The sequence below is a fragment of the Amycolatopsis sp. NPDC004169 genome, assembly GCF_040610315.1.
Lineage (GTDB): Bacteria > Actinomycetota > Actinomycetes > Mycobacteriales > Pseudonocardiaceae > Amycolatopsis.
Map to the genome: position 1 here is coordinate 1 of NZ_JBEXMD010000002.1, position 21,618 is coordinate 21,618.

At 73.1% G+C, this 21,618-nt stretch carries 17 protein-coding genes and 1 pseudogene; 12 read left to right on the plus strand and 6 right to left on the minus strand.

The genetic code is table 11. The features are described from left to right. Positions 1–1,224, plus strand: a 1,224-nt coding sequence (locus tag ABZX11_RS02660; RefSeq protein WP_354909234.1) for a PepSY-associated TM helix domain-containing protein, incomplete at its 5' end; no start/stop codon positions are given. Beyond that, positions 1,221–1,823, plus strand: a complete 603-nt coding sequence (locus ABZX11_RS02665) for a DUF5134 domain-containing protein (protein WP_354909236.1) — start codon at positions 1,221–1,223, stop codon at positions 1,821–1,823. The genes ABZX11_RS02660 and ABZX11_RS02665, both read left to right, overlap by 4 nt. A gap of 341 nt (positions 1,824–2,164) precedes the next feature. Here the strand turns inward: ABZX11_RS02665 and ABZX11_RS02670 are convergent. Both ABZX11_RS02670 and ABZX11_RS02675 read right to left on the minus strand, forming a co-directional pair. Then, positions 2,165–4,341, minus strand: a pseudogene (locus tag ABZX11_RS02670) (heavy metal translocating P-type ATPase). Between the two features lie 62 nt (positions 4,342–4,403). Continuing rightward, positions 4,404–4,610 carry a heavy-metal-associated domain-containing protein gene (locus ABZX11_RS02675; RefSeq protein WP_176172381.1) on the minus strand — a complete coding sequence of 69 codons (207 nt, stop codon included), beginning with the start codon at positions 4,608–4,610 and terminating at the stop codon, positions 4,404–4,406. Positions 4,611–4,740: 130 nt separating this feature from the next. Here ABZX11_RS02675 and ABZX11_RS02680 point away from each other — a divergent pair, with 130 nt between their 5' ends. The 3 genes from ABZX11_RS02680 to ABZX11_RS02690 all read left to right on the plus strand — a co-directional run bounded on the left by ABZX11_RS02680 (position 4,741) and on the right by ABZX11_RS02690 (position 7,048). Beyond that, the gene (locus ABZX11_RS02680) at positions 4,741–5,301 is read left to right on the plus strand and encodes a sigma-70 family RNA polymerase sigma factor (RefSeq protein WP_354909240.1); all 561 of its coding nucleotides are present in this window, start codon (positions 4,741–4,743) and stop codon (positions 5,299–5,301) included. A gap of 82 nt (positions 5,302–5,383) precedes the next feature. Then, a complete protein-coding gene (locus tag ABZX11_RS02685) occupies positions 5,384–6,124 on the plus strand; it encodes a zf-HC2 domain-containing protein (RefSeq protein WP_354909242.1) in 741 nt (246 codons plus the stop codon). A 228-nt stretch (positions 6,125–6,352) separates the two neighbouring features. Continuing rightward, a complete protein-coding gene (locus tag ABZX11_RS02690; RefSeq protein ID WP_354909244.1) occupies positions 6,353–7,048 on the plus strand; it encodes an HU family DNA-binding protein in 696 nt (231 codons plus the stop codon). A gap of 305 nt (positions 7,049–7,353) precedes the next feature. Here the strand turns inward: ABZX11_RS02690 and ABZX11_RS02695 are convergent, their stop codons facing one another. Next, positions 7,354–7,710, minus strand: a complete 357-nt coding sequence (locus ABZX11_RS02695; protein WP_354909246.1) for a DUF6292 family protein — start codon at positions 7,708–7,710, stop codon at positions 7,354–7,356. Between the two features lie 160 nt (positions 7,711–7,870). Here ABZX11_RS02695 and ABZX11_RS02700 point away from each other — a divergent pair, with 160 nt between their 5' ends. Genes ABZX11_RS02700 through ABZX11_RS02710 form a run of 3 tightly spaced genes read left to right on the plus strand, consistent with a single transcriptional unit; the run spans position 7,871 to position 11,015 of the window. Continuing rightward, positions 7,871–9,319 (plus strand): tryptophan 7-halogenase, encoded by a 1,449-nt coding sequence (locus tag ABZX11_RS02700; RefSeq protein ID WP_354909248.1) that lies wholly within the window; start codon positions 7,871–7,873, stop codon positions 9,317–9,319. Continuing rightward, positions 9,316–10,389 carry a hypothetical protein gene (locus ABZX11_RS02705; RefSeq protein WP_354909251.1) on the plus strand — a complete coding sequence of 358 codons (1,074 nt, stop codon included), beginning with the start codon at positions 9,316–9,318 and terminating at the stop codon, positions 10,387–10,389. The genes ABZX11_RS02700 and ABZX11_RS02705 overlap by 4 nt, the downstream gene beginning before the upstream one ends. Before the next feature lie 26 nt (positions 10,390–10,415). Continuing rightward, entirely contained in the window at positions 10,416–11,015 is a 600-nt protein-coding gene (locus ABZX11_RS02710; RefSeq protein ID WP_354909253.1) for a TetR/AcrR family transcriptional regulator, read from the plus strand. A 156-nt stretch (positions 11,016–11,171) separates the two neighbouring features. Here ABZX11_RS02710 and ABZX11_RS02715 read toward each other — a convergent pair whose 3' ends face one another. From ABZX11_RS02715 to ABZX11_RS02725, 3 genes are all read right to left on the minus strand, one after another. Continuing rightward, a complete protein-coding gene (locus tag ABZX11_RS02715; RefSeq protein WP_176172374.1) occupies positions 11,172–11,585 on the minus strand; it encodes an Lsr2 family protein in 414 nt (137 codons plus the stop codon). A gap of 223 nt (positions 11,586–11,808) precedes the next feature. Then, positions 11,809–11,994: a hypothetical protein gene (locus tag ABZX11_RS02720; RefSeq protein WP_354909256.1), complete on the minus strand. Its 186-nt coding sequence runs from the start codon at positions 11,992–11,994 to the stop codon at positions 11,809–11,811. 859 nt (positions 11,995–12,853) lie between these two features. Then, positions 12,854–13,528, minus strand: a complete 675-nt coding sequence (locus ABZX11_RS02725) for an HU family DNA-binding protein (RefSeq protein WP_176172372.1) — start codon at positions 13,526–13,528, stop codon at positions 12,854–12,856. 604 nt (positions 13,529–14,132) lie between these two features. Here ABZX11_RS02725 and ABZX11_RS02730 point away from each other — a divergent pair. Genes ABZX11_RS02730 through ABZX11_RS02745 form a run of 4 tightly spaced genes read left to right on the plus strand, consistent with a single transcriptional unit; the run spans position 14,133 to position 21,475 of the window. Beyond that, positions 14,133–15,875 carry an ATP-binding protein gene (locus ABZX11_RS02730; RefSeq protein WP_354909258.1) on the plus strand — a complete coding sequence of 581 codons (1,743 nt, stop codon included), beginning with the start codon at positions 14,133–14,135 and terminating at the stop codon, positions 15,873–15,875. A gap of 47 nt (positions 15,876–15,922) precedes the next feature. Beyond that, on the plus strand, positions 15,923–17,083 hold the full coding sequence (locus ABZX11_RS02735) for an exonuclease SbcCD subunit D (RefSeq protein WP_354909261.1): 1,161 nt from the start codon (positions 15,923–15,925) through the stop codon (positions 17,081–17,083). A 1-nt stretch (position 17,084) separates the two neighbouring features. Next, a complete protein-coding gene (locus ABZX11_RS02740) occupies positions 17,085–20,486 on the plus strand; it encodes an SMC family ATPase (protein WP_354909263.1) in 3,402 nt (1,133 codons plus the stop codon). Further along, positions 20,483–21,475 carry a hypothetical protein gene (locus tag ABZX11_RS02745; protein ID WP_354909266.1) on the plus strand — a complete coding sequence of 331 codons (993 nt, stop codon included), beginning with the start codon at positions 20,483–20,485 and terminating at the stop codon, positions 21,473–21,475. Before ABZX11_RS02740 ends, ABZX11_RS02745 begins: the two co-directional genes overlap by 4 nt. The last annotated feature ends 143 nt before the right edge of the window (positions 21,476–21,618 follow it).

Genomic DNA, 21,618 nt, shown 5'->3' on the forward strand with positions numbered 1-21,618 from the left:
GCCACTCGCTACGACAAGCTCGCCATCGTCTACCGATCAGCGGTCGTCTTGCACGCCGTGTTCACCTGGACCAAGGCATTGTCAGACACGCCCTACGACCACGAGCTGCACGTCCCCGCCGGGCCCGGCAGCGTTCCGCTGGCCCAGCAGGCCGCCGCCGCCAAGGCCGTCGTCCCCGACGGGACGGTCACCGGGATCCGGCCCGGGGCGGCGCCCACCGACGCGACCCAGGTCGTCTTCGACCGGCCCGGGCTCGCTCCCAGCTACCACCACACCGTCTTCGTCGACCCGCACACCGGCGGGATCCGCGGACAGCTCGAAACCTACGGCTCCGGGCAGGCGCTGCCGCTGCGGGCCTGGATCGACGGGCTGCACGCCAACCTGCAGCTCGGGGACTTCGGCCGCTGGTACAGCGAACTCGCAGCCAGCTGGCTGTGGGTCGTCGTGCTCGCCGGGATCGCGTTGTGGGCGGGGAGGCGCAAGAGGTCGCGCAGCGCGCGCGGCCGGTTGCTGTCCTGGCACCGGATGACCGGCTTGGCGATCGCGGCCGGGCTGCTGTTCCTCTCGGCCACCGGGCTCACCTGGTCCGAGCACGCCGGCGACACCATCAGCGAACTGCGCGCCCAGCTGGACTGGACGACGCCCTCGGTGCCGACCGCGCTGCCCACGCCCCCGGGCGCCGACGTCGGGGTCGATGCCGTGCGCGCCGCGACCCTGCAGGCGGGCCTGGCCGATCCGGTGGAGATCCGCCCGCCGTCCGCGCCGGGGAAGGCCTACGTCGTGCAGCAGGTCGGCCGTGACTGGCCGACCCGGGCCGACTCGATGGCCGTCGACCCCGACGGCGGCCGGATCACCGGCACGCTGCGGTTCGCCGACTACTCCCTGGCCGCCAAGCTGTCCCGCTGGGGGATCGACGCCCACATGGGACTGCTCTTCGGCGTCGCGAACCAGATCGTCCTCACGCTGCTGGCCGCCGGGCTCGTCGCGGTCATCTTCTGGGGGTACCGGATGTGGTGGCTGCGCCGCCCGACCCGCGGCGAGAAGCGGTGGGGTCGCCCGCCGGTGCGCGGGACCTGGCGCCGGATTCCCGGGCGAGTGCTCGCGCCGTTCCTCGTGGTGACCGCGGTCATCGGCTACTACCTGCCGGTGTTCGGCCTGTCACTGCTGGCTTTCCTGGTCGTCGACCTGGTCGTCGGCGCGCGTCGCGAGGAGGTGCCGTCGTGATCGAGGCGACCGGGTTGCGGTGGATCCTGACGGCGGTCTTCGCGGCGGCGGGGGCGTTCTGCCTCTACCGCTGCATCCGGCACGGCACGGCGGCGAGCCGGATCGGCGACGTGCTGCACGCGGCGATGTGCGCGGCCATGGTCGCCATGGTGTGGCCGGCCACGATGGGCCTGGCCGGCCTCCCGCAGGTGGTGCTGTTCGGGTTCGCCGCCGCGTGGTTCGCCGTGGCGGCCGTGCGCGGCGGCGCGCACGGGAGCCGGTGGCACCCCGGCTACCACGCCGTGATGATGCTCGCCATGGTGTGGATGGTGTTCGCCATGCCCCGCGCCATGGTCGGCGGCGGAACGGCGACGACCACGGACATGCCGGGCATGGAAGGCATGGCCATGGCCCTCCCGTCGGCCGGCGGGGGTGTGCCCGCGGACGTCGTGCTCGTCGCGCTGCCGCTGGCGATCGCCTTCGGCCTGGCGGGCACGGTGTTCCTCGCCCGAGGTCTCGACGGGGCGCGGGTGGCGCCGCCGTCGGTGCGCACGGCCGGGTGGGGTGCCGACGCCCTGATGGGCCTCGGCACCTCCGTGCTGCTGCTCGCGATGCTGTGATCCCCCTGCTGCGGCTCGCGATGCTGCTCCCGGTGCCGTCGGGGAACCTGTCGATCACCCTGGCGCTGGTGCCGTCGCTGCGGTTCCCGTGGTGGGAGCTGGTTTGCGTCGCGCCGGCCACGCCGGTTGTCCACTGTGGATATCGCCGCGATGACCGGGGAACCCGGTGCCGGTCATGGTGGGTCGGCGCGGCTGCTGGTCGAGGCAGGTGTCGCCGTGCCCGCCCCGGCCGCTGAAGCGGCCACCGGGTGGCGATGGCATTGACGACGCCCGGCGCCGGCGACCGTCGGCCTCGGGATCGCCACCGGCACCGGCGTGCGCCGGGAGTCTGAAGTGGACATTCAGTGCGCCGCCCGCGCGGTCGTGCCCTGGAACCGGGTCAACCGCAGGCTGTTGGACACCACCAGGCAGCTCGACAGCGCCATCGCCGCGCCGGCGATCATCGGGTTCAGCAGGCCCGCGGCCGCCAGCGGCACCGCGGCGACGTTGTAGGCCAATGCCCAGAACAGGTTCGCCTTGATCGTGCTCAGGGTGCGCCGGGCGAGCCGGATCGCGTCGACGGCGGCCAGCAGGTCGCCGCGCACCAGCGTCAGGTCGGCGGCCTCGATGGCCGCGTCGGTGCCGGTGCCGATGGCCAGCCCGAGGTCGGCGGCGGCCAGCGCGGCGGCGTCGTTCACGCCGTCGCCGATCATCGCGACCACGTGCCCGCGCGCCTGCAGCTCCGCCAGCACCGCGACCTTCTGCTCCGGCGACACCCCGGCGATCACGTCGGTGATGCCCGCCTCGACGGCGATCGCCCGGGCCACGGCTTCGTTGTCGCCGGTGAGCAGGACCGGGTTCAGGCCCAGCCGGCGCAGGGCGAACACCGCAGGCGCGGACGTCGGCTTCACGGTGTCGGCGACGACGAGCACGGCGTGCGCGAGGCCGTCCCAGGCGAGCACCACCGCGGTGTTCCCGGCCTGCTCGGCCTTGGTCTTCTCGCGGGCCAGCGACGCCGGGACGCCGATCGAGAACCGCTGCAGCAGTTCCGGCTTCCCGACGACGACCCGGTGCCGCCCGACCCGGCCCAGCACCCCGAACCCGGCGATGGTCCGGAACTCGGCGACCTGCCCCACGTGGCCGAAGCGGCGGCGGGCGGCTTCGGTGACGGCGAGCGCGATGGGGTGTTCCGACGCGCTTTCCAGCGCCGCGGCCAGCTGCAGGGCGACGTCCGCGGGCACGCCGTCGGCGGTGCGGACGCGGTGAGCGTCATCTTCCCGGTGGTGATGGTGCCGGTCTTGTCGAGCACGACGGTGTCGACGCGGCGGGTGGACTCCAGCATCTCGGGCCCCTTGACCAGCACGCCGAGCTGGGCCCCGCGGCCGGTGCCGACGAGCAGCGCGGTCGGGGTGGCCAGGCCGAGCGCGCACGGGCAGGCGATGATCAGCACGGCCACCGCCGCGGTGAACGCCTGCCCGGCACTCCCGCCGGACAGCAGCCAGAAGGCCAGCGTGGCCAGGGAAAGCACGAGGACGATCGGGACGAACACCGCCGACACCCGGTCGGCGAGCCGCTGCACCCGCGCCTTCCCGTTCTGCGCCCGTTCGACCATCGCGGCGATCCGCGCGAGCCGGGTCTCCGTGCCCACCCGGACGGCACGCACGAGCAGCCGGCCGCTGAGGTTGACCGTGGCGCCGACGACTTCCGCGCCGGGCGCGACCTCGACCGGCACCGCCTCGCCGGTCACCAGGCTCAGGTCGACCGCCGAAGCGCCGTCGACGACCACGCCGTCGGTCGCGACCTTTTCGCCGGGCCGCACGACGAACACGTCGCCCGCGCGCAACCGGTCGATCGGCACCCGCTCCTCGCGGCCGTCGACCAGCAGCGAGACGTCCTTGGCGCCCAGGTCGAGCAACGCGCGCAGGGCCGCGCCGGCCCGTCTGCGCGACCGTGCCTCGAAGAAGCGCCCGGCCAGGATGAACAGCGTCACCCCGGTGGCCACTTCGAAGTAGATCCCGTCGCCCTGCCCGGACGGGGTGAGGTCGAACCCGTGCCGCATCCCGATCGTCCCGGCGTCGCCGAAGACCAGCGCGTAGAGCGACCACAAGTACGCCGCGGCGACCCCGATGGACACCAGCGTGTCCATGGTCGCGGTCCGGTGCTTCAGGTTCGCCAGCGCCGCCCGGTGCAGCGGCCAGGCGCCCCAGGTGACCACCGGGGTCGCCAGCACCAGGGAAAGCCATTGCCAGCCCGGGAACTGCAGTGGCGGCACCATCGCCATTGCGACGACGGGCACCGCGAGCGCGGCGGACAGCTTCAGCCGTTGCCGCAGCGCGTCCGGCGTCGCCTTGGCCGCCGCCGCGCCGGGCACCGTCGCCGTGTAGCCGCTCGCCTGCACCGCCTGCACGATGTCGTCGACCGTCAGCGCTGGCGGAACGTGCACGAGCGCCTTGGCGGTCGCGTAGTTGACGCCCGCGCGGACGCCGTCGAGCCGGTTGAGCTTGCGTTCGATCCTCGCGGCGCACGACCCGCAGGTCATGCCGCCGATCAGCAGCTCGACCTCCCGGCCCGGCGCCCGCGTCGCGCGGTGGCCGGTGGTGGTCACCGGACGAGCCGGTAGCCGGCGGTGCGGACGGCTTCGGCGACCTGCGCCGGGTCGAGCGCGGTGTCGCTCGCCACGTCGACCGCACCGCTCGGGACGTCGACGTCGACGCTGCGCACCCCCGGCAGCCCGCCGAGTTCCTCGCGGACCGAGCTGGCGCAGTGCCCGCAGGTCATCCCGGTGACCTCGTACTGTGTCCGGATCATCGCCGTCCTCGCCTTCCGCGCGTCGTTCGTGGCCTCGCGGGGAGAAGGTCGGTCCCGGCGGCCGATCGGTTCCCGCGGGTTTTCCAAGATCGTTTTCAACCGGCCGGGACGGGGGTGCGTAGTAGGGGGTGTGACCGCACACCGCGCGGAAGACCCCGAACTGACCGGCTGGGCCCTGCGCGCGGGGCGCGGCGACCCGGTGGCGCTCGAGCGGTTCCTGCGGGCCGCCCAGCCGCACGTCTGGCGGTTCGTCGCCGCGCTGGACAGCACGCGCACCGCCGACGACCTCACCCAGGAGACGTTCCTGCGCGTGCTGAGCGCCCTGCCGCGGTTCCGGGGCGATTCGTCGGCCCGCACCTGGGTGCTGGCCATCGCCCGCCGGGTCGTGGCCGACCACATCCGCGCCGCACGGGCCCGGCCCCGCACCACCGGGACGGACTGGCAGGCCGCGGCCGAAAGCGTCGTCCCGCCGGAACGGCTGGACGAGCAGGTCGTGCTGGACGAGCTGGTGGCCGCGCTCGACGAGGACCGCCGGGCGGCCTTCGTGCTCACCCAGACCCTCGGACTGTCCTATGCGGACGCCGCCGAGGTGTGCGGGTGCCCGGTCGGCACCATCCGGTCCCGCGTCGCGCGGGCCAGGGAGGACCTGCTCGCGGCGCTGGCGGGGCGCTCGTCCCGGCTCGTGGGCTGAACGCACACCCGGCGGGACCGTCCCGATCGGACAGTGGGCCCGGCATCCGGGTTCGCCCGGCAGGCGACTACGGGAGGTGGACGTGGACTGCGCGGAGCTGCGCGAATCGCTGTCGGCGCGCATCGACGGCGAGCGGCCGCCGCTGCCGGACGACGTCCTCGACCGGCACCTGGCCGGCTGCCCGGACTGCCGCGCCTGGCAGGAGCGGGCGGCGGCGCTGCGCCGGCTGACCGTGGTCCGGGAAGCGCCGCCGGTGCCCGATCTCACCGCGCGGATCCTGGACGGCGCGCCGGTGCCCCGGCCGCAGCGCTGGGGCGTGCGCGTGGCGCTCGCCCTCGTCGCGCTCGTGCAGAGCGGGCTCGGGCTGGCCGAGCTGCTCGGCGCTGACGTCGGGCACGTGGGTCACGCCGGCCACGGCGGGTTCGCGGCCGCGGTGCACCTCGGCAACGAGAGCGCCGCCTGGAACGTCGCCGTCGGCATCGGGCTGCTCTGGGCGGCCCTGCGGCCCGCGACGGCCGCGGGGCTGTTGCCGGCGCTGGGCGGATTCGTGGTGGTGCTGGGCATCACTTCCGGCGTCGACCTGACGACCGGGGAGGTGGCGCCGGACCGGGTGGCCTCCCACGCGCTCGTCGTCGCCGGGCTGGCCCTGCTCTTCGCGGTGCGGCGGCAGCACAAGCGCCGGCCCGCACCGCGTTCCGCCGGCCGGCTGCCGTTGCCCGGCGACGACGTCACGGGCACCGCGGGCGGTTCTTCGCCGGAGGCCGCGGAACCGCCGCAACGATGGCGTTTCCGGCCGCGGCCGACGGGACGGCACGTGGCCTGACCGGCTTTCCGCCGCGGCCGCGGATCGGTTGCGGGGGAGGGCTTTCGCGGGCCGACGTCGATCAATTGTTCGATTTTCCGGCCGTCCCGGGCCGGGTGGGACCGGAATTCCGCGCGACACAACAGAGTTAAGATGCCGTCGCTGTTTGGTTTTGCGGGGCCGTGGTAATACGCTGTGCGCTGTCGGCCGCGATGGGCCTGACTGGTAGTTCCACTATGGAGGACTGGAATGACGAACAAGGCCCAGCTGATCGAGGCGCTGTCGGAGCGTCTGGGCGATGACAAGAAGGTGGCTGCGCAGGCCGTGGACGGTCTGGTGGACATCATCATCCGGACGGTCAACAAGGGCGAGAAGGTCAACATCACCGGCTTCGGGGTGTTCGAGAAGCGCGCTCGCGCGGCTCGCACGGCGCGCAACCCGCGCACCGGTGAGGCCGTGAAGGTGAAGAAGACCAACGTGCCCGCGTTCCGCGCCGGCACGACGTTCAAGGACGTCATCTCCGGCACGAAGAAGCTCCCGAAGGCGACCCCGGTCAAGCGCGCCACGGCGTCGACCTCGACCCGCGCGACGGCGACCAAGACCGCGGCGGCTGCTGCTCCGGCGAAGGCCACCACCACCCGCACCACGCGGGCGGCGGCGGCGAAGCCGGCCGCGACGACCACGCGGACCCGCGCGACCGCGGCGAAGCCGGCGGCCAAGGCGACCACGGCGACCAAGGCGGCCCCGAAGACCGCAGCCGCCAAGACGACGGCGGCCAAGGCCACCCCGGCGAAGGCGACCCCGGCGAAGGCGACTGCGGCGAAGGCGACGACGACGCGCACCCGGACTGCTGCCGCCAAGCCGGCCGCGGCCAAGACCACCGCGGCGAAGGCCCCGGCGGCGAAGGCCCCGGCCAAGCGGACCTCCGCGGCCAAGAAGAAGTAACCGGATCCAGCTGGCGAAGGGCCCCGCACCGAACTGGTGCGGGGCCCTTTGTCGTTTCCGGGATCGAGCCGAAACGCTGGGCGGCGATCGTCTCGCGGCCGGTGCGCGGGACGTCCGCGACCATCGCCTCGGACGTGGCCGCCGCTCTCCGAGCACTCCCGCGACAAGACCGACCTGTCCCGCAGCGTGGCGACCGGGGAACTGCCCGCACGGGGCGCCACCCTGGCCGAGCTTCCCGAAGCGTCCACTGTGGAAATCGGCACCCGCCGGGAACGCCACGAGCGCTTCGCTGCGCACCCGCGTGATCACCAAGGGCGTCGAGCCGGCTCGGCCGCGCCCTCGTCCGCCCGGCGCACCGGCCGTTCCCCTCGCCCGGACAGCGCCGTGAGGACGAAGTCGGCGACCGCTGCGGGTGCCGGCGTGCCCGGCAGGCCGGCCACGACCCGCGCCGCGCCGGACGGGCCGGCCTCGGCGGCCAGCTCCCAGCCTTCGCCGGGTGTCCAGCGCAGCAGGTAGTCGTTCGCCGCGCGCTCGCCCGCCTGTCCCGCGAAGCGGATCTGCCCGCCCGCGAAGTCGCCGGTGCGCGATCGGGTGTCCTCCGGCTGCAGCCCCAGCTCCGCGGCCACGGCCTGCAGGTGCGCGGCCGGTTCGTCGTCGGTCATCGTGCGCCTCCCTGTCGCCGGTGACTACCCGCGCGGGCGGGCCGGGAAACCCCGGACCCGCCTTGTCTGTCCATAGTGGACGCAGGCGGGGGCTTGACACCGCCCGTGGGTCATTCATACATTCAGTGTCCGTTTGTATGAATGACGGGAGTTGATCCGCATGCGGCTCGGCAACACCGCCGTCGTCCTGGGCGGCAGCGCCGCCGGTCTCTGCGCGGCCGGTGCGCTCGCCCCGCACTTCGGCCGCGTCCTGGTGCTGGAACGCGACGAACTGCCCGAGGGCGCCGAGCACCGCCGCGGCGTCCCGCAGAGCAAGCACCCGCATTTCCTGCTCAACTCCGGGCGGCGCGCGATCGGCGCCCTGTTCCCGGGCTTCGAAGACGACCTCATCGCGGCAGGCGGGCTGCTGCTGATGCCGTCCATGGACGCCGCCTACCTCGACGGGCCCGGCTGGTCGGCCCGCAAGCGCAGCGCCATGACGATGGTCTACGGCTCGCGGATCCTCATCGAGCGCGTGCTGCGGGACAAGGTGCGGCAGCTGGCGAACGTCGACGTCCGCGAAGGTGTCGCGGTGCGCGGCCTGACCACCGCGGACGGGAAGGTCACCGGCGTCGGCTTCGCCGACGGCGAGCACGTCGACGCCGACTTCGTGGTGGACGCGATGGGCCGCGGCTCCCCGGTTTCCGGCTGGCTGGCGGCGGCCGGCTGGCCCGAGCCCGAAGTGCAGACCCTCGACGCCAAGGTCACCTACACCTCGCGCTGGTACGACCTGCCCGCCGAACGTCCCGCGTCCTGGTGGTGGCGGCACCTGGTGATCATGCCGACGCCGGACAAGGGCGAGCACCCCGCCGAACACGAGTTCCTGGTCAACTTCTTCCCGATCGAAGGCAACCGCGTCATCGCCTGCATGGGCTCGTGGGGACTGGAGATGCCGAGCACCACCGACGCGTTCGTGGAGACCGCGCGCCGGGTGCGGACGCCGTTGTTCGCCGACGCCATGGACCGCTGCGCCCCCGCCTCGCCGGTCCACCTCACCCGCTCCACCGGCAACAAGTGGCGGCGCTACGACCGGTTGCGCCGCCGGCCGCGTGGCCTGGTCTTCGTCGGTGACTCGATCTGCGCGTTCAACCCCTTCTACGCCCAGGGCATCAGCTCCGCGTCGGCTTCGGCCCTGCTGCTGCGCGAGCACCTGTCCCGCGCCGAGCGGCTCGACGAGAGGTTCTCCGCGCGCTTCTTCGCCGCGCAACGCGGATTGCTGCGCGTGCCGTGGCGCCTGGCGATGGCCCGGGACCAGGGCTACGCGTGCGCCGTGGGGACCGAACAGCTGCCGGAGTGGCGGCGACGGCTCGTCGCGGCCGTGTCGGCGCCGGCGTTCAGCCTCGTCGTCGGTGCGGCGCGGGAGGACGCGGTGGTCGACGAGCACTTCGCCAAGGTGTTCAACCTGGACGAGTCGCTCGGGCAGATGCTGCGCACCCCGCGCGTGCTCGCGGGCCTGGTGCGGTACCGCGTCCGCGCGGCGCTGGGCAGGCACCGGGTCCCGTTCGGCTTCGACCCGCAGGCCGAACCCCCGGCCACGGACTACTCGACGGCGACGGCGACCGCGCGATGAGCACGGCGTGCGGGCCGGACGCCGAAGCCGTCACCCGCGGTCTCGGGTTCGACTGCCACGACGTCTCGCCGGTGGTTTCGGTCCGGCCGCCGTGGGCGCTCGCCCACTGGACGATGCCGCTGCTGGAGGTGCTGATCGTCGGCGGCGCGGTGTTCGCGCTGGTGCACGCCCTCCGCCGGTACCGCGCGGGTGACCCGGTGAACCTGGCGCTGTGGTGGGCTTCGCTGGTCTACCTCTTCGTCACCGAGCCGCCGCTGTACTTCCCGGAGTGGTTCGGGCTCGACCGGCTGTACGGCTTCATCTTCGCCCACAACCGGTTCACCGTGCAGTTCATGGGGGACCGGCTGCCGCTCTACATCATCGCGTTCTACCCGGCGTTCAGCCAGCTCGCCTACGAGGTCGTGCGATCGCTCGGGCTGTTCCGGCGCGGGGCGCTGCGGGGTTCGGTGGCGGTGGCCTTCGTCTGCCAGGTGTTCTACGAGGTCTTCGACCAGCTCGGCCCGCAGCTGAAGTGGTGGGCCTGGAACCCGGGCAACGCGATCGTCAACCGGCCGGCGCTGGCTTCGGTGCCGCTCAACAGCATGCTGCTGTTCGCGTCGGTGTCGATGGCCGCGATGACCTACCTCGTCGTGCGTCTGACGGGCGGTCCGCCGCGGCGACGGCTCACCCCGCGGATCCTGCTCGCCGGGGTGCTCACGCCGCCGGCCATGGCGATCGCCGGGATCCCGTCGGGCTTCGCGGGCGACGACGTCACCGCGCGGGCGTGGATCCTCGGTGTCGAGCTGGGACTGCTGTGGGTGGCGGGTACCTGGATCGTCGTGGCGCACCTGCGGTCCGGCGAACCGGGCGAGCCCTGGTCGCCCTTCGCCCGGGTGTACCCCGCGGTTTACCTCGGCGGGCTGGCGGTGTGCTGGCTCGGGGCGCTGCCGGCGTACCTGGCCGCCGATGCCGGTGTCACCCCCGAAGGCACCCCGACCGGCAGCGGGCTCTACGTGCTGGCCTGCTTCGCCGCGGCCGGCCTGCTGGTGCTGGCGCTGTACCGGCGCGAGCGCGCCCCTGTCCCGGCCTGAGCGCCCGGCTCGGGGAAGATGGCGGTATGGGGCACCACGGATGGCAGGGCAACCCGCCCGGCACCGAAGACGCGGCACGCCGCCGGATCGTCGAAGCGGCGACGGCGTGCCTCGACCGGGCCGGCCTGGCCAAGACGAGCCTCTCCGACGTCGCGGCCGAGGCGGGCGTCACCCGGCAGACCGTGTACCGGTACTTCCCGAGCCTGAAGGACATCCTGCGGGCCGTCGCGCTGGCCGGTGTCGAGGAGTTCGCGGCGCGGATGGAGCGGCACCTGGCCGCCTTCGGCACCGCCGCGGAAGCCGCGGTGGAGTCCGTGGTGTTCGCTGTGCGCACGTTGCCCGCCGAGCCCCGCATGGGGCTGCTCCTGCAGGCGGGCGAAGCGGACTTCTTCACCGACGGCGTGGTTTCGCCGCTGGCGTTCTCGTACGGCGCGCGGATCCTCCACAACCTGCCGGTGGACTGGGCGGGCGCCGGGATCGGCACCGACGAGGAGCTGCGCGGCCTCGCCGAAGTGCTGATGCGGCTGTTCCTGTCGTTCCTGCAGTACCCGTCGACGCCGCCGCTGACCGACGACGAGCTGCGCGCCCTGGTGCGCCGCTGGATCGGGCCGGCGCTGCGCGGGTGAGGTTTTGCGGAAAGGCCGCGGAAAGCGCTGACAATTCCTGACAACTGTGACGCCTCCCACGGCGCCGCAAAAGCCGGCGGCGGTGGCAGGGGCCCGTTCAGCCTCCGCCACCGCCGCTGCGGTGATCTCTCCCCAGTGATCTCCCGGCCACCGGGGTTACTTCTTGGCGGCCGCGACCTTCTTGCGCGGAGCGCGCTTGCGCGGCGGCGCGGCGGGCGTCTCGGCCTCTTCGACCTGGGCCTGCTCGTAGGCCGAGATCACCTCGGAGGACAGGCGGCCGCGCTCGGAGACCTCGTAGCCGTTCGCGTTGGCCCAGGCGCGGATCTGCTGGTTGCGCTCGCGGTCGGTGGTGCTGGTGGTGGTCGACTGCCCGGTGGCGACGCGGACCTTGCGCCCGCCGATGCGCCGTCCGGCCGCGATGTAGCGGGCCAGCTCGTCGCGCAGGGCGGAGGCGTTGTCGTCCGAAAGGTCGATTTCGTAGGTGACACCGTCGAGGCCGAACTGAACGGTCTGGGCGGCGGTGGTGCCGTCGATGTCGTCCAGGATCTCGACGAGGACTTTCTGGGCCACGGGAATGCTCCTCAGCTGGATGTGCGTCCGGGGAACGCGACGTGTGACAAGTTGCACAATGGTCGGCGTTCTTCGGTGGAGTGTATCCACCCGAGGAGAGGTACGGCAATTTCCTCCTGGTTAGGCGTAACGGCGGAGTCTCGCCCCGGTCCCGATAGGACCGCCCCGGCTTTGGCCGGGCGGCGGGCCGCAGCGGCAATACCGGCGGAAATGCGCCGGGAATCTAGTTCCCGGAGGGCGTGGTGCCCTGCTCCCCGTGGTGGTAGGGCGGATCGGTGGCGAGAGCCTCGTCGGCGGCCCCATCGGCAGGATCGGCCAGGTGCGCCTCCGCGGCGGCTTCTTTGGCCTCTTTGATGAGCTGCCGGCTGTGGGCGAGGTCGGCTTCGGGCCGGTTTTCGTTCTCGGTCATCGCGACTCCTTGCGCTCGGATTGCGTTCTGTTACGGACGGCTACCCGCGAAGGGGCGAAGGCAACCGTCGGTGCATCGACGCCGGGGGATAAGGGGCGTTCACCCCAAGGAGTGGCGAGGTGAATTCTTCGGCGACCGGAGGAGGATCGGGTGGGCGAGTGGCCGGGACCGGTTCCGCGGCGGGCGAAATGCCCGGGGAAAGGCGGGCGGCCGGTTCCGGTGGCAGTCCTGTGTGGCGGGGTCGCGGCCGGTGGACGGCGTTCGGGGTGCCGGGTGGCTGGACCTGCCGAGAGCGCGGGAGCGGCGATCTCAGCCCGGTTTGCGCGCATTCGGCCCACCGCGGCCCGGAACGACCGGACGGGCGATGCGAGGACGCCGGTGCTGGGCCGCGCGGGATTGGCGGCCCGAGGGGGATCGCTGAAGCTCGCGGCAATTCGGCGGGGCCGGGATGCCGGTGGGGCGGCCGAGGGCATGCACGGTTCCGCGCGGGGTCGCGTTGGGCGCTCAGGCCCCCGGCGCCGCTCCTGGTGCCCCATGTCGCCGGGCTGGTCCGGCCTGGCTTGAACCCGCCGCGTGCTCCGACTGCCGTGGTGCGGGTGGGGGATTCGCCGCTCTGGTGTCCCATGTCGCTGGCGTGGTCCGGTCCGGCTCGAACCCGCCGCGTGCCTCGACTGCCGTGGTGCGGGTGGGGGATTCGCCGCTCTGGTGTCCCATGTCGCTGGCGTGGTCCGACTCGGCTCGAACCCGCCGAGCGATGCAGGCCCGCAAGGTCACCGCCGAGTCCGCCCACCCGGCCCGGAACGCCGGAAGGGCCCCGCACCTACCCGGTGCGGGGCCCTTCCGATGTCGCCAGAGGGTGTTACTTCTTCTTGGCGGCCGACGTGCGCTTGGCCGGGGCCTTGGCCGCCGTGGTCTTCTTCGCCGCGGCGGTCTTCGTCGCGGCCGGCTTGGCGGCGGCGGTCTTCGCCCGCGTCGTCGTCGCCTTGGCCGTGGTGGCCTTGGCCGCCGTGGTCTTGGCGGCGGTCTTCGGGGCCGCCTTGGTGGCGGTGGTGGCCTTGGCGGCCGGCTTCGCCGCGGTGGCGCGGGTCCGCGTGGTCGTCGAACGCGTGGTGGCCGGCTTGGCCGCGGCCGCGCGCGAGGTGGTCGCCCGCGAAGTCGTGGCCTTGGCCGGGGCCGCCGCCGCGGTCTTGGTGGCGGTGGCGCGGGTCGCCGTGGTGGCGGTGGCGCGCTTGACCGGGGTCGCCTTCGGGAGCTTCTTGGTGCCGGAGATGACGTCCTTGAAGGTGGTGCCGGCGCGGAAGGCGGGCACGTTGGTCTTCTTGACGCGGACGGCCTCACCGGTGCGCGGGTTGCGGGCGGTGCGAGCGGCGCGGGCGCGCTTCTCGAACACCCCGAAGCCGGTGATGTTGACCTTTTCGCCCTTGTTGACCGTCCGGATGATGATGTCGACCAGACCGTCAACGGCCTGCGAAGCCACCTTCTTGTCGCCCAGACGCTCCGACAGCGCCTCGATCAGCTGGGCCTTGTTCGTCATTCCAGTCCTCCATAGTGGAACTACTCGTCACGGCCCATCTCGGCCGACACTGCACACGGTATTACCAATACCGCACAAAATCCAACCGGGGGTCGAAATATTTCCTTGTGCGGGGGCGGGTTCCGCCTCCGGAAGGACCCTCGCCAGACGCGACCCGGATCGCAATCCGACTCCTCGCCATGCCTCTGAGCAGGCAAAACCCGGTACCGGAGCCGTCCACAGTGGTCGTCCATATAGGACCGGAAGCACTTCCGGAGAACTTTTCCCGCGACACGCCGGAGCGGCGTGTGTCCGAGCCCACCACGAGGGCCCGCTTCGCCGTGGCGGCAGGCGGAAGGCGGGCCGAAGCGGCGGCGGAAGCGGCGCCCGTAACGCCGCACCCGCCCGCCGCGACCCCACGGGCACGGCGTTGCGGCGCAACCGGGTGCGCCCCGGAATGCCTGCGACGGGGACGAAAGGCACTCCCCGAAGGGTGAACTCACTCGTTCGGCGCAGTCCCGGCCTGCGCGGACACCGCGGGAGCAACGCCGTGTTGGGCGCGGGACTGTCGTACCGGCGGGCTAGTCTGCCGCGGGAGGAAGACCCCGGCCGGACAGGGAGAACCGTGGACCAGGAGACGCTCACCACCGTGGTCGGACGGGTGGCAGGCACCGAGGACTCGACGCCGCTGCAGTTCTGCGTGGCCATCGATCCGGACGCCTACCTGCAGCTCGACGACGTCGTCGTCACGCGCAGGGAACTGCCCGGCCTCGGCGAAGTCACCTCGTACGGCGTCGTGACGCAGGTGACCGCGCGGCACGAAGGCGCCAGCTTCGGCAGCGACGTCTTCCTGATCTCCGACGGGGTCCTGCCCGCACAGGTGCAGGAGATCGCCGAGATCGCCACCACCCGCGTCGAGCCCGAGTGCTACGTGCCGCCCAAGCCGGGCAGCCGGGTCGAGCGGGCCGTGGGGGAGGATCGCGCGCAGGCGCTGTACTTCGACAACATGACCCGCCAGGTGGCGGTCGGCCTCGGCCGGGACGGCGAACCCGTCTACCTCAACATGGACTTCCTCGACGGCACCCGCGGCGCGCACGTCAGCATCAGCGGCGTCTCCGGCGTGGCCACGAAGACGTCGTTCGCGTTGTTCCTGCTGCACTCGATCTTCCGCGGCGGCGCCCTGCCGAACGCCCACAACGCCAAGGCCCTCGTCTTCTCGGTCAAGGGCGAGGACCTGCTGTTCCTCGACACGCCGAACGTCCACCTCGACGAGAAGCTCACCGGCGAGTACCTCAAGCTGGGCCTGCCCGCCGAGCCCTTCGCGTCCGTCGGCTTCTTCGCGCCGCCGACGCCGTCGGACACCACGGGGAAGCCTTACGTGACCGGGCGGACCTCGGGCGTGGGCGCGTTCTGGTGGACCATCGCGGAGTTCTGCGGCCAGGACCTGCTGCCGTACGTCTTCGCCGACGCCGAGGACGAGCGCAACCAGTACACGATGGTCATCCACCAGGTCGCGAACCGCCTGCGGCTCGACAGCACCCCGGCGGGCAAGGACGGCGCCGCGAACGTCGACGGCGTCCTGTGCCGCACCTACGCCGAGCTCATCGACGTCATCTGCGAGCGCGTCACCGACGAGGAAACCCGCGCGAGCTGGGCGGGTGCGGTCACCGGCGCCGGCACGGTCAACGCCTTCATCCGCCGCCTGCGCTCGAGCCAGCGCGCCCTGTCCGGCCTCATCCGCGGCGACCTCGCCGACCACCCGGCCCGCCGGCTGTCCACCGAGAACCAGCAGGTGACCGTGGTGGACATCCACAACCTCGTGGAGCGCGCGCAGCGGTTCGTCGTCGGCGTCACGCTCGCCGCGGAGACCGCCCGCAAGGAGGCGGCAGGCCCCGGCGGGCTGTTGTTCACCATGCTGGACGAGCTGAACAAGTACGCGCCGCGCGAAGGCAGCAGCCCGATCAAGGAGGTGCTGCTGGACATCGCCGAACGCGGCCGCTCCCTCGGCGTCATCCTGATCGGCGCGCAGCAGACGGCCTCCGAGGTGGAACGCCGGATCGTCAGCAACAGCTCGGTGCGCATCGTCGGCCGCCTCGACGCCGCCGAGGCTTCGCGGCCCGAGTACGGCTTCCTCCCGGCCAGCCAGCGGGTGCGCGCCACGCTCGCCACGCCGGGCACGATGTTCGTGAGCCAGCCGGAGATCCCGGTGCCGATCGCCGTCGGCTTCCCGTTCCCCGCCTGGGCCACGCGGCTTTCCGAGGCCGGGACGATCCCCACGACCACCGCCACATCGAAGAAGTCCGATCCCTTCGCGGGCCTCCCCTCGCGCGGCAGCGACCCCTTCGGCGACGACCCGCCGCCGTTCTGAGCCCACCGCGAGCCCACCGCCCACCAACCCGAACGGAAGGACGAAGTGTGAAGTTCCTGCACACCTCCGACTGGCACATCGGCAAGACGCTCAAGGGGCGCAACCGCCTCGACGAGCAGCGGGCGGTGCTCGGCGAGATCGTCCGGATCGCGCGGGAGGAGCAGTTCGATGCGATCCTCGTCGCGGGTGACCTCTACGAGACGTCGGCGCCGTCGGCGGCCGCGCAGGAACTCGTGGTGCGGGCGCTGATGGCGCTGCGCGAAACCGGTGCCGAGGTGATCGCCATCGCCGGGAACCACGACCACGCCGCGACGTTCGAGGCGTACCGCCCGTTGCTGCTGGCCGCGGGCATCCAGCTCACCGGCGACCCCCGCCCGGTCCACGACGGCGGTGTCTATTCGTTCGACGCGCGTTCGACGGGCGAGCGCGTCAACGTCGCCGTGCTGCCCTTCCTTTCCCAGCGCTACGCGGTCCGCGCCGCCGAGCTGCTCGCCGGGACGCCGGCGGACAACGTCGGCGAGTACGACCAGCGCGTGCGCGACATCCTGGAGCACCTCAAGACCGGGTTCACGCCCGGCGCGGTGAACCTCGTCATGGCGCACCTGACGGTGACCGGCGGGACGATGGGCGGCGGGGAACGCGCGGCGCAGTCCATCTTCGAGTACCACGTGCCCGCCACGGCGTTCGGCGCCGACCCGCACTACGTGGCGCTGGGCCACCTGCACCGGCGCCAGTCGCTGCCCGCCGCGTGCCCGGTGCACTACAGCGGTTCGCCGTTCGCGGTCGACTTCGGCGAGCAGGACAACACCAGCGTCGTGCTGGCGGTGGAGGTGAGCCCGTCGACACCGGCGAAGATCACCGACATCCCGCTGAAATCGGGCCGCAAGCTGCGGACCGTCCACGGCACGGTGGCGGAACTGACCGGCCGCGCCGCAGAGTTCGGCGAGGACTACCTCCGCGTCTACATCCGCGAAGCGACCAGGGCCGGGCTGCGCGAGGAGATCCAGGAAGCCCTGCCGAACGCCCTGGAAATCCGCATCGACCCGGAGTTCGCCGCGCCGGTGATGACGTCGAACGGCGACCGCGCGGTCGCGGACCGTTCACCGGGGGAGCTGTTCGCGAGCTACTGCGCGGAACGCACGGTCGAGGACAAGCGCGTGCAGGCGCTCTTCGCGCGGCTGCACGACGAAGAGACGAGCGGGGTGTGACATGCGGCCAGTGCTGCTGGAGATGACCGGCTTCGCGTCCTTCCGCGAGAAGACCGAGATCGGCTTCGAGGACACCGACTACTTCGCGCTCGTCGGGCCGACCGGCGCGGGCAAGAGCACGGTCATCGACGCGCTCACCTTCGCGTTGTACGGCTCGGTCGCCCGCTGGGACCACGAAGGCCTGGTCGCGCCCGCGCTGGCCCCGACGGTCAACCGCGCCACCGTGCGGCTGGTCTTCGACGCCGGCGGCGCGCGCTACCACGTCGTGCGCGAGGTCCGGCGCAGCGGCGGCAAGAAACCCACGGTCAGCGTCAAGAACGTCCGCCTGGAACGGCTGATCGACCCGACCGCGCTCGGCGGCCCGGAGGACGACGCCGACCCGGTCGCCGCGGACTCCGAGGTGACCCCGGCGGTCGAACGCCTGCTCGGGTTGACGTTCAAGCACTTCTGCACCTGCGTGGCGCTGCCCCAGGGCGACTTCGCCGAGTTCCTGCACGCGAAAGCCGCCGACCGGCAGAAGATCCTCATCAAGCTGCTGGGCCTGGAGGTCTACGAGCGGATCGGCCGCCGGGCCGGTGTGACGGCGGAGCAGCAGAAGCAGCGTGCCGCCGTTCTCGCCGAACAACTCGGCAGCTACGCCGACGCCACCGAGGAAGCCGTCGCTGAACAAGCTGCCCGGATGACGGCGCTGGCGGAGCTGGACGCGCGGGTGAACGCCGCCCTGCCGGGGCTGAACGACGCCACCCGCGCGCACGAAGGAGCGCGTCAACGCGTCGCCACGCTGACGGCGGAGCTGAAAGTCCTCGACGCTGTAGAACGCCCGGACGGTGTCGAAGACCTCGAAACCCGGCGTCGCGAAGCGGCCGAAGCCGTCGCGACGGCCCGCACCGCGTTGGAGACGGCGGAAACGGCGGACGAAACCGCCCGGGCCGCCCTCGCCGCGGCGCCCGCGCGCGGCGAACTGGAACGGATCCGCGCCGCGCACACCGAACTCGCCGACCTCGAGCAGGCTCTCCCGCGGCTCGGCGAAGCGGCGGAAGCGGCGAAGCAGGCGAAGGAAGCTGCCGCCACGGCGGCGAGCGAAGCGATGTCCGTCCTCGACGCGGCCCGGGAGAACCGGGACCGGACGGCCCGGGCGGCGGAGGACACCGCCGCCGAAGCCGCCCGCGCCCGGCAGGACCGGGATCGGCTCGCCGGCCTGCGACCGCCGGGGGATCTCGGCGACCTGTCGGCGGAATCGGCGCGGGTGGCGAAGCGCACGGCGGCCGCCGACGAGCGCCTGCAGGCGGCGGAGGCCGCCGACGCCGAGGCACGGGCGGCGCTGGCCGCCCAGCCGGATGTCGCCCCGCTCGCCGCGGCCCGCTCGGATGCCCGCACGCTGTATGCGTTGTGCGAGGCGCAACGGAAGGCCGCGCCGGAGCAAGCCGCTCGCCGCGCCGAGCTGGCAGCAGCGCGCGCGGCCCTCGCCGCCGCCGACAGCGAACTCGCCGCGGCGAAGACCGCGCTGGCCGAAGCCGAGCAGGCCGGGCAGGCGCTGGTGCTGCGGGCCGGGCTCGCCGTCGGGCACCCGTGCCCGGTGTGCGAGCAGGAAGTCACGGCCCTGCCGGACGCCGGCGGCCACGCCCACCTCGCCGAGGCCCGCGAGCGCGTCGAACAAGCCGAGCGCGGCCGTGCGTCGGCCGAATCGGGCGTGCGCAAGCTGGAACGGGCCGTGGACCGCGACACCGACGCCCGCACGTCGGCGGCCGCGCAGGCGGAAGAACTCCGCGCGGTGCTCGCCGAGGTCGACGGGCCGCCGGAGTCGGCAGCCCTGCTGCGGCCCGTCGAGGCGTCCTTCTCCGAGCGGGACTACGCGGATCTCGTCGCCGCCGTCCGCGAACGGGGTGAATGGCTCTCGGCGACGATCGACGGCCGCACCCGCGTGGCCGACGCCGCGCGCGCCGCGGACGCGGAACTGGCCGCGGCGCGCGCCGAACGCACGAAGGCCCAGCAAGAGGCCGAAATCGTGGCGAAGTCGTTCGCGGCGGCCCGCGAGGCCCTGCGCGCGGCCCGCGATCCCCTGGTGGAGCTGGGAGCGCCGGCGCTCGACGGCGACGACGTCCCGGCGGGGTGGCAGCGCCTCACCACGTGGGCGGCTTCCGCACTGGAAGAGCGGCGCACCGTGCTGGCCGCTTCGGAAGCGGCCGCCGAGGCCGCCGGCAAGGAAGCCGTCGTGGCGGCGGAGGATTTCCGGACCGCCGAGCGGGACGCCGAGCAGCGGCGCGCGCGGGCGGTCGACACGGGGCTGGCCGAGCAGGCGGCGAGCACCGGACTGGCGGCCGCGCGGCAACGGCGGGCGGAGCTGGCGGCGACCCTCGACGGCGCACCATCCGCCGAGGTCGTCACCGAGCAGCTCGCCCGTGTCGCGGAACTCGAGCAGACGGCGAAAACGGCGGACGCCGGCTTGCGGACCGCGCGGGTGGCCGCGAAACGCGCCACGGAAGCGCAGGCGGGCATCGGCGCCCAGGTGGAAGCCGAGCGGCAGAAGCTGTCCCGTGCGCGCGACCCGCTGGTCGGCCTCGGTGCCCCGCCGATCGACGGTGAAGGCCTCCTCGACGCCTGGACCGCGCTCACGGACTGGGCCGCCGGGCAGGCGAAGGACCACCGCGAGCGCTTGGCCGTCGCGACGTCCGCCGAAGGGGAAACGGCCGAAGCGTTGCAGGCGGCCGAACGCGCGGTCGCCGACGACGTCACCGCGCTCGGCGTGGCCGTGCCGGAGGGCCCGGTGCGCGAGCGCGTCCCGGTGGCCGTCGCGGCCGCCCGGGCGCGCGCCGAAGGCGACCACACGGAGCTGAAACGGCGAGTGGCGCGCGTCGCGGGCCTGCACGAGGACATCGCGGCGGCCGAGTCCGAAGCCCAGGTCGCGCGGCTGCTCGCGGACCTGCTGCGCTCGGACAAGTTCCCGCGCTGGCTGATCGCCGGCGCGCTCGACACGCTGGTCGCCGAGGCGTCGGCGTCGCTGCTGGAACTGTCCGGCGGCCAGTTCGAGCTGACCCACGACAAGGGCGACTTCCTGGTGGTGGACCACAACGAGGCCGACGCCCGCCGCCCGGTCAAGACGCTGTCCGGCGGCGAGACGTTCCAGGCGTCGCTCTCCCTGGCGCTCGCGCTGTCTTCGCAGCTGGGGGCCATGGCGGCGGAGGGGGCGACCCGCCTGGAGTCGATCTTCCTCGACGAGGGCTTCGGCACGCTGGACGAGGCGACCCTCGACGTCGTGGCGTCCACTTTGGAGAACCTGGCCGCGTCCGGCTCCCGGATGGTCGGGGTGATCACGCACGTGCCGGCGCTCGCCGAGCGCGTCCCGGTGCGGTTCCTGGTCACCCGGGACGGCACCGGCTCACACATCGCCAGGGAGGGCGCATGACCGTTCACCAAGCCGATGCGGTGGCCGGGATGCACTTCAACATCGACGCCTGGGACCCGGGCTACGGCAGCTCGATGGAGGCCGAGGAGCTCGGCCGCTCGCAGGCCGAGGTCGAGCTCGACGTCGAGGTCCCCGAGGCCGAGTGGGCCCCGATCGACCCGTCGCCGGTGTCGCCGCCCGAAGCCGTGCTGTTCGTCGACGGCGTCCGGCGGATCGACGCCCGCGTCTGGATCGACGACCCGGCGGGCACGAACTCGGCGTCCATCGGCATCTGCGCCTCCTACGCGGCCGGCGTGGTGTGCTGCTGCGAGGGACGGGCACACGTCGTCGGCACCGACGTCCGGCGCGGGCTGTTCACCGTCGCCCCGCAGGCGGACGACATCGTCACCCCGGCCGGCATCTACACGGCGCACCGCGCGGCGGCCAAGGAGGACAAGCCGCTGCCGGTGGTGCTGTCGTCGGCGCTGCAGGAGCAGCTGGCCGAGACCGAGCTGGAGACGGCGATCCGCGCCCGCACGGCGATCGCCGGGCACGTCGGCAACGACCTGCTCGTGGTCGACGGTCCGCTGCGCGGCCGGGCGCACCTCGACCGGGCGGTGGGGTTCATCAAGAGCCACCAGACGACGTACCTGCCGGGCGAGCTCAACGCACTGGTCGGACGGCTCGGCGCGCACCAGCGCACGCCGGTGTTCCTGATGGGCACGACGTGGGTCCGCCATTCGTGGTACCTGCGGCTGCCGTCGGTCGGCGGCCCGCCGTGGTCCGGGGTGGTCCGGGTCGAGGCGGCACCGCACCTCGGCCGCGAGCAGGTCGCGGAGCTGGCGAACGTCACCCAGTCGGTGCTGGGGCGGTTCGCGTCGGTCGCGTACAAGGACTCGCGCGCACCGCAGAACCTGTACCCGATCGCCGGCCTGGAGCGCGACCTGCGGCACCGGCTGGGCGACCAGCAGTTCGTGTATCGGGCGCTGCGCCTGGCCGCGGCTCGCTGAACCGGCTCGGTGACCAGTAGTTCGGGTATCGGGCGCTGCGCCTGGCCGCGGCTCGCTGAACCGGCTCGGTGACCAGTAGTTGGGGTATCGGGGGCGCTATGGCGGCCCGCTGAAGCCGGGCCCCGGGTGCGGCTGGAGGCCGT

What these genes read in the sequence shown, in the direction of transcription:
- ABZX11_RS02710 (WP_354909253.1), top strand. Translation starts at nt 10,416, where the DNA reads ATGGGGCACCACGGATGGCAGGGCAACCCGCCCGGCACCGAAGACGCG.
- ABZX11_RS02745 (WP_354909266.1), top strand. Translation starts at nt 20,483, where the DNA reads ATGACCGTTCACCAAGCCGATGCGGTGGCCGGGATGCACTTCAACATC.
- ABZX11_RS02675 (WP_176172381.1), bottom strand. Translation starts at nt 4,610, where the DNA reads ATGATCCGGACACAGTACGAGGTCACCGGGATGACCTGCGGGCACTGC.
- ABZX11_RS02725 (WP_176172372.1), bottom strand. Translation starts at nt 13,528, where the DNA reads ATGACGAACAAGGCCCAGCTGATCGAGGCGCTGTCGGAGCGTCTGGGC.
- ABZX11_RS02700 (WP_354909248.1), top strand. Translation starts at nt 7,871, where the DNA reads ATGCGGCTCGGCAACACCGCCGTCGTCCTGGGCGGCAGCGCCGCCGGT.
- ABZX11_RS02740 (WP_354909263.1), top strand. Translation starts at nt 17,085, where the DNA reads ATGCGGCCAGTGCTGCTGGAGATGACCGGCTTCGCGTCCTTCCGCGAG.
- ABZX11_RS02720 (WP_354909256.1), bottom strand. Translation starts at nt 11,994, where the DNA reads ATGACCGAGAACGAAAACCGGCCCGAAGCCGACCTCGCCCACAGCCGG.
- ABZX11_RS02705 (WP_354909251.1), top strand. Translation starts at nt 9,316, where the DNA reads ATGAGCACGGCGTGCGGGCCGGACGCCGAAGCCGTCACCCGCGGTCTC.
- ABZX11_RS02690 (WP_354909244.1), top strand. Translation starts at nt 6,353, where the DNA reads ATGACGAACAAGGCCCAGCTGATCGAGGCGCTGTCGGAGCGTCTGGGC.
- ABZX11_RS02695 (WP_354909246.1), bottom strand. Translation starts at nt 7,710, where the DNA reads ATGACCGACGACGAACCGGCCGCGCACCTGCAGGCCGTGGCCGCGGAG.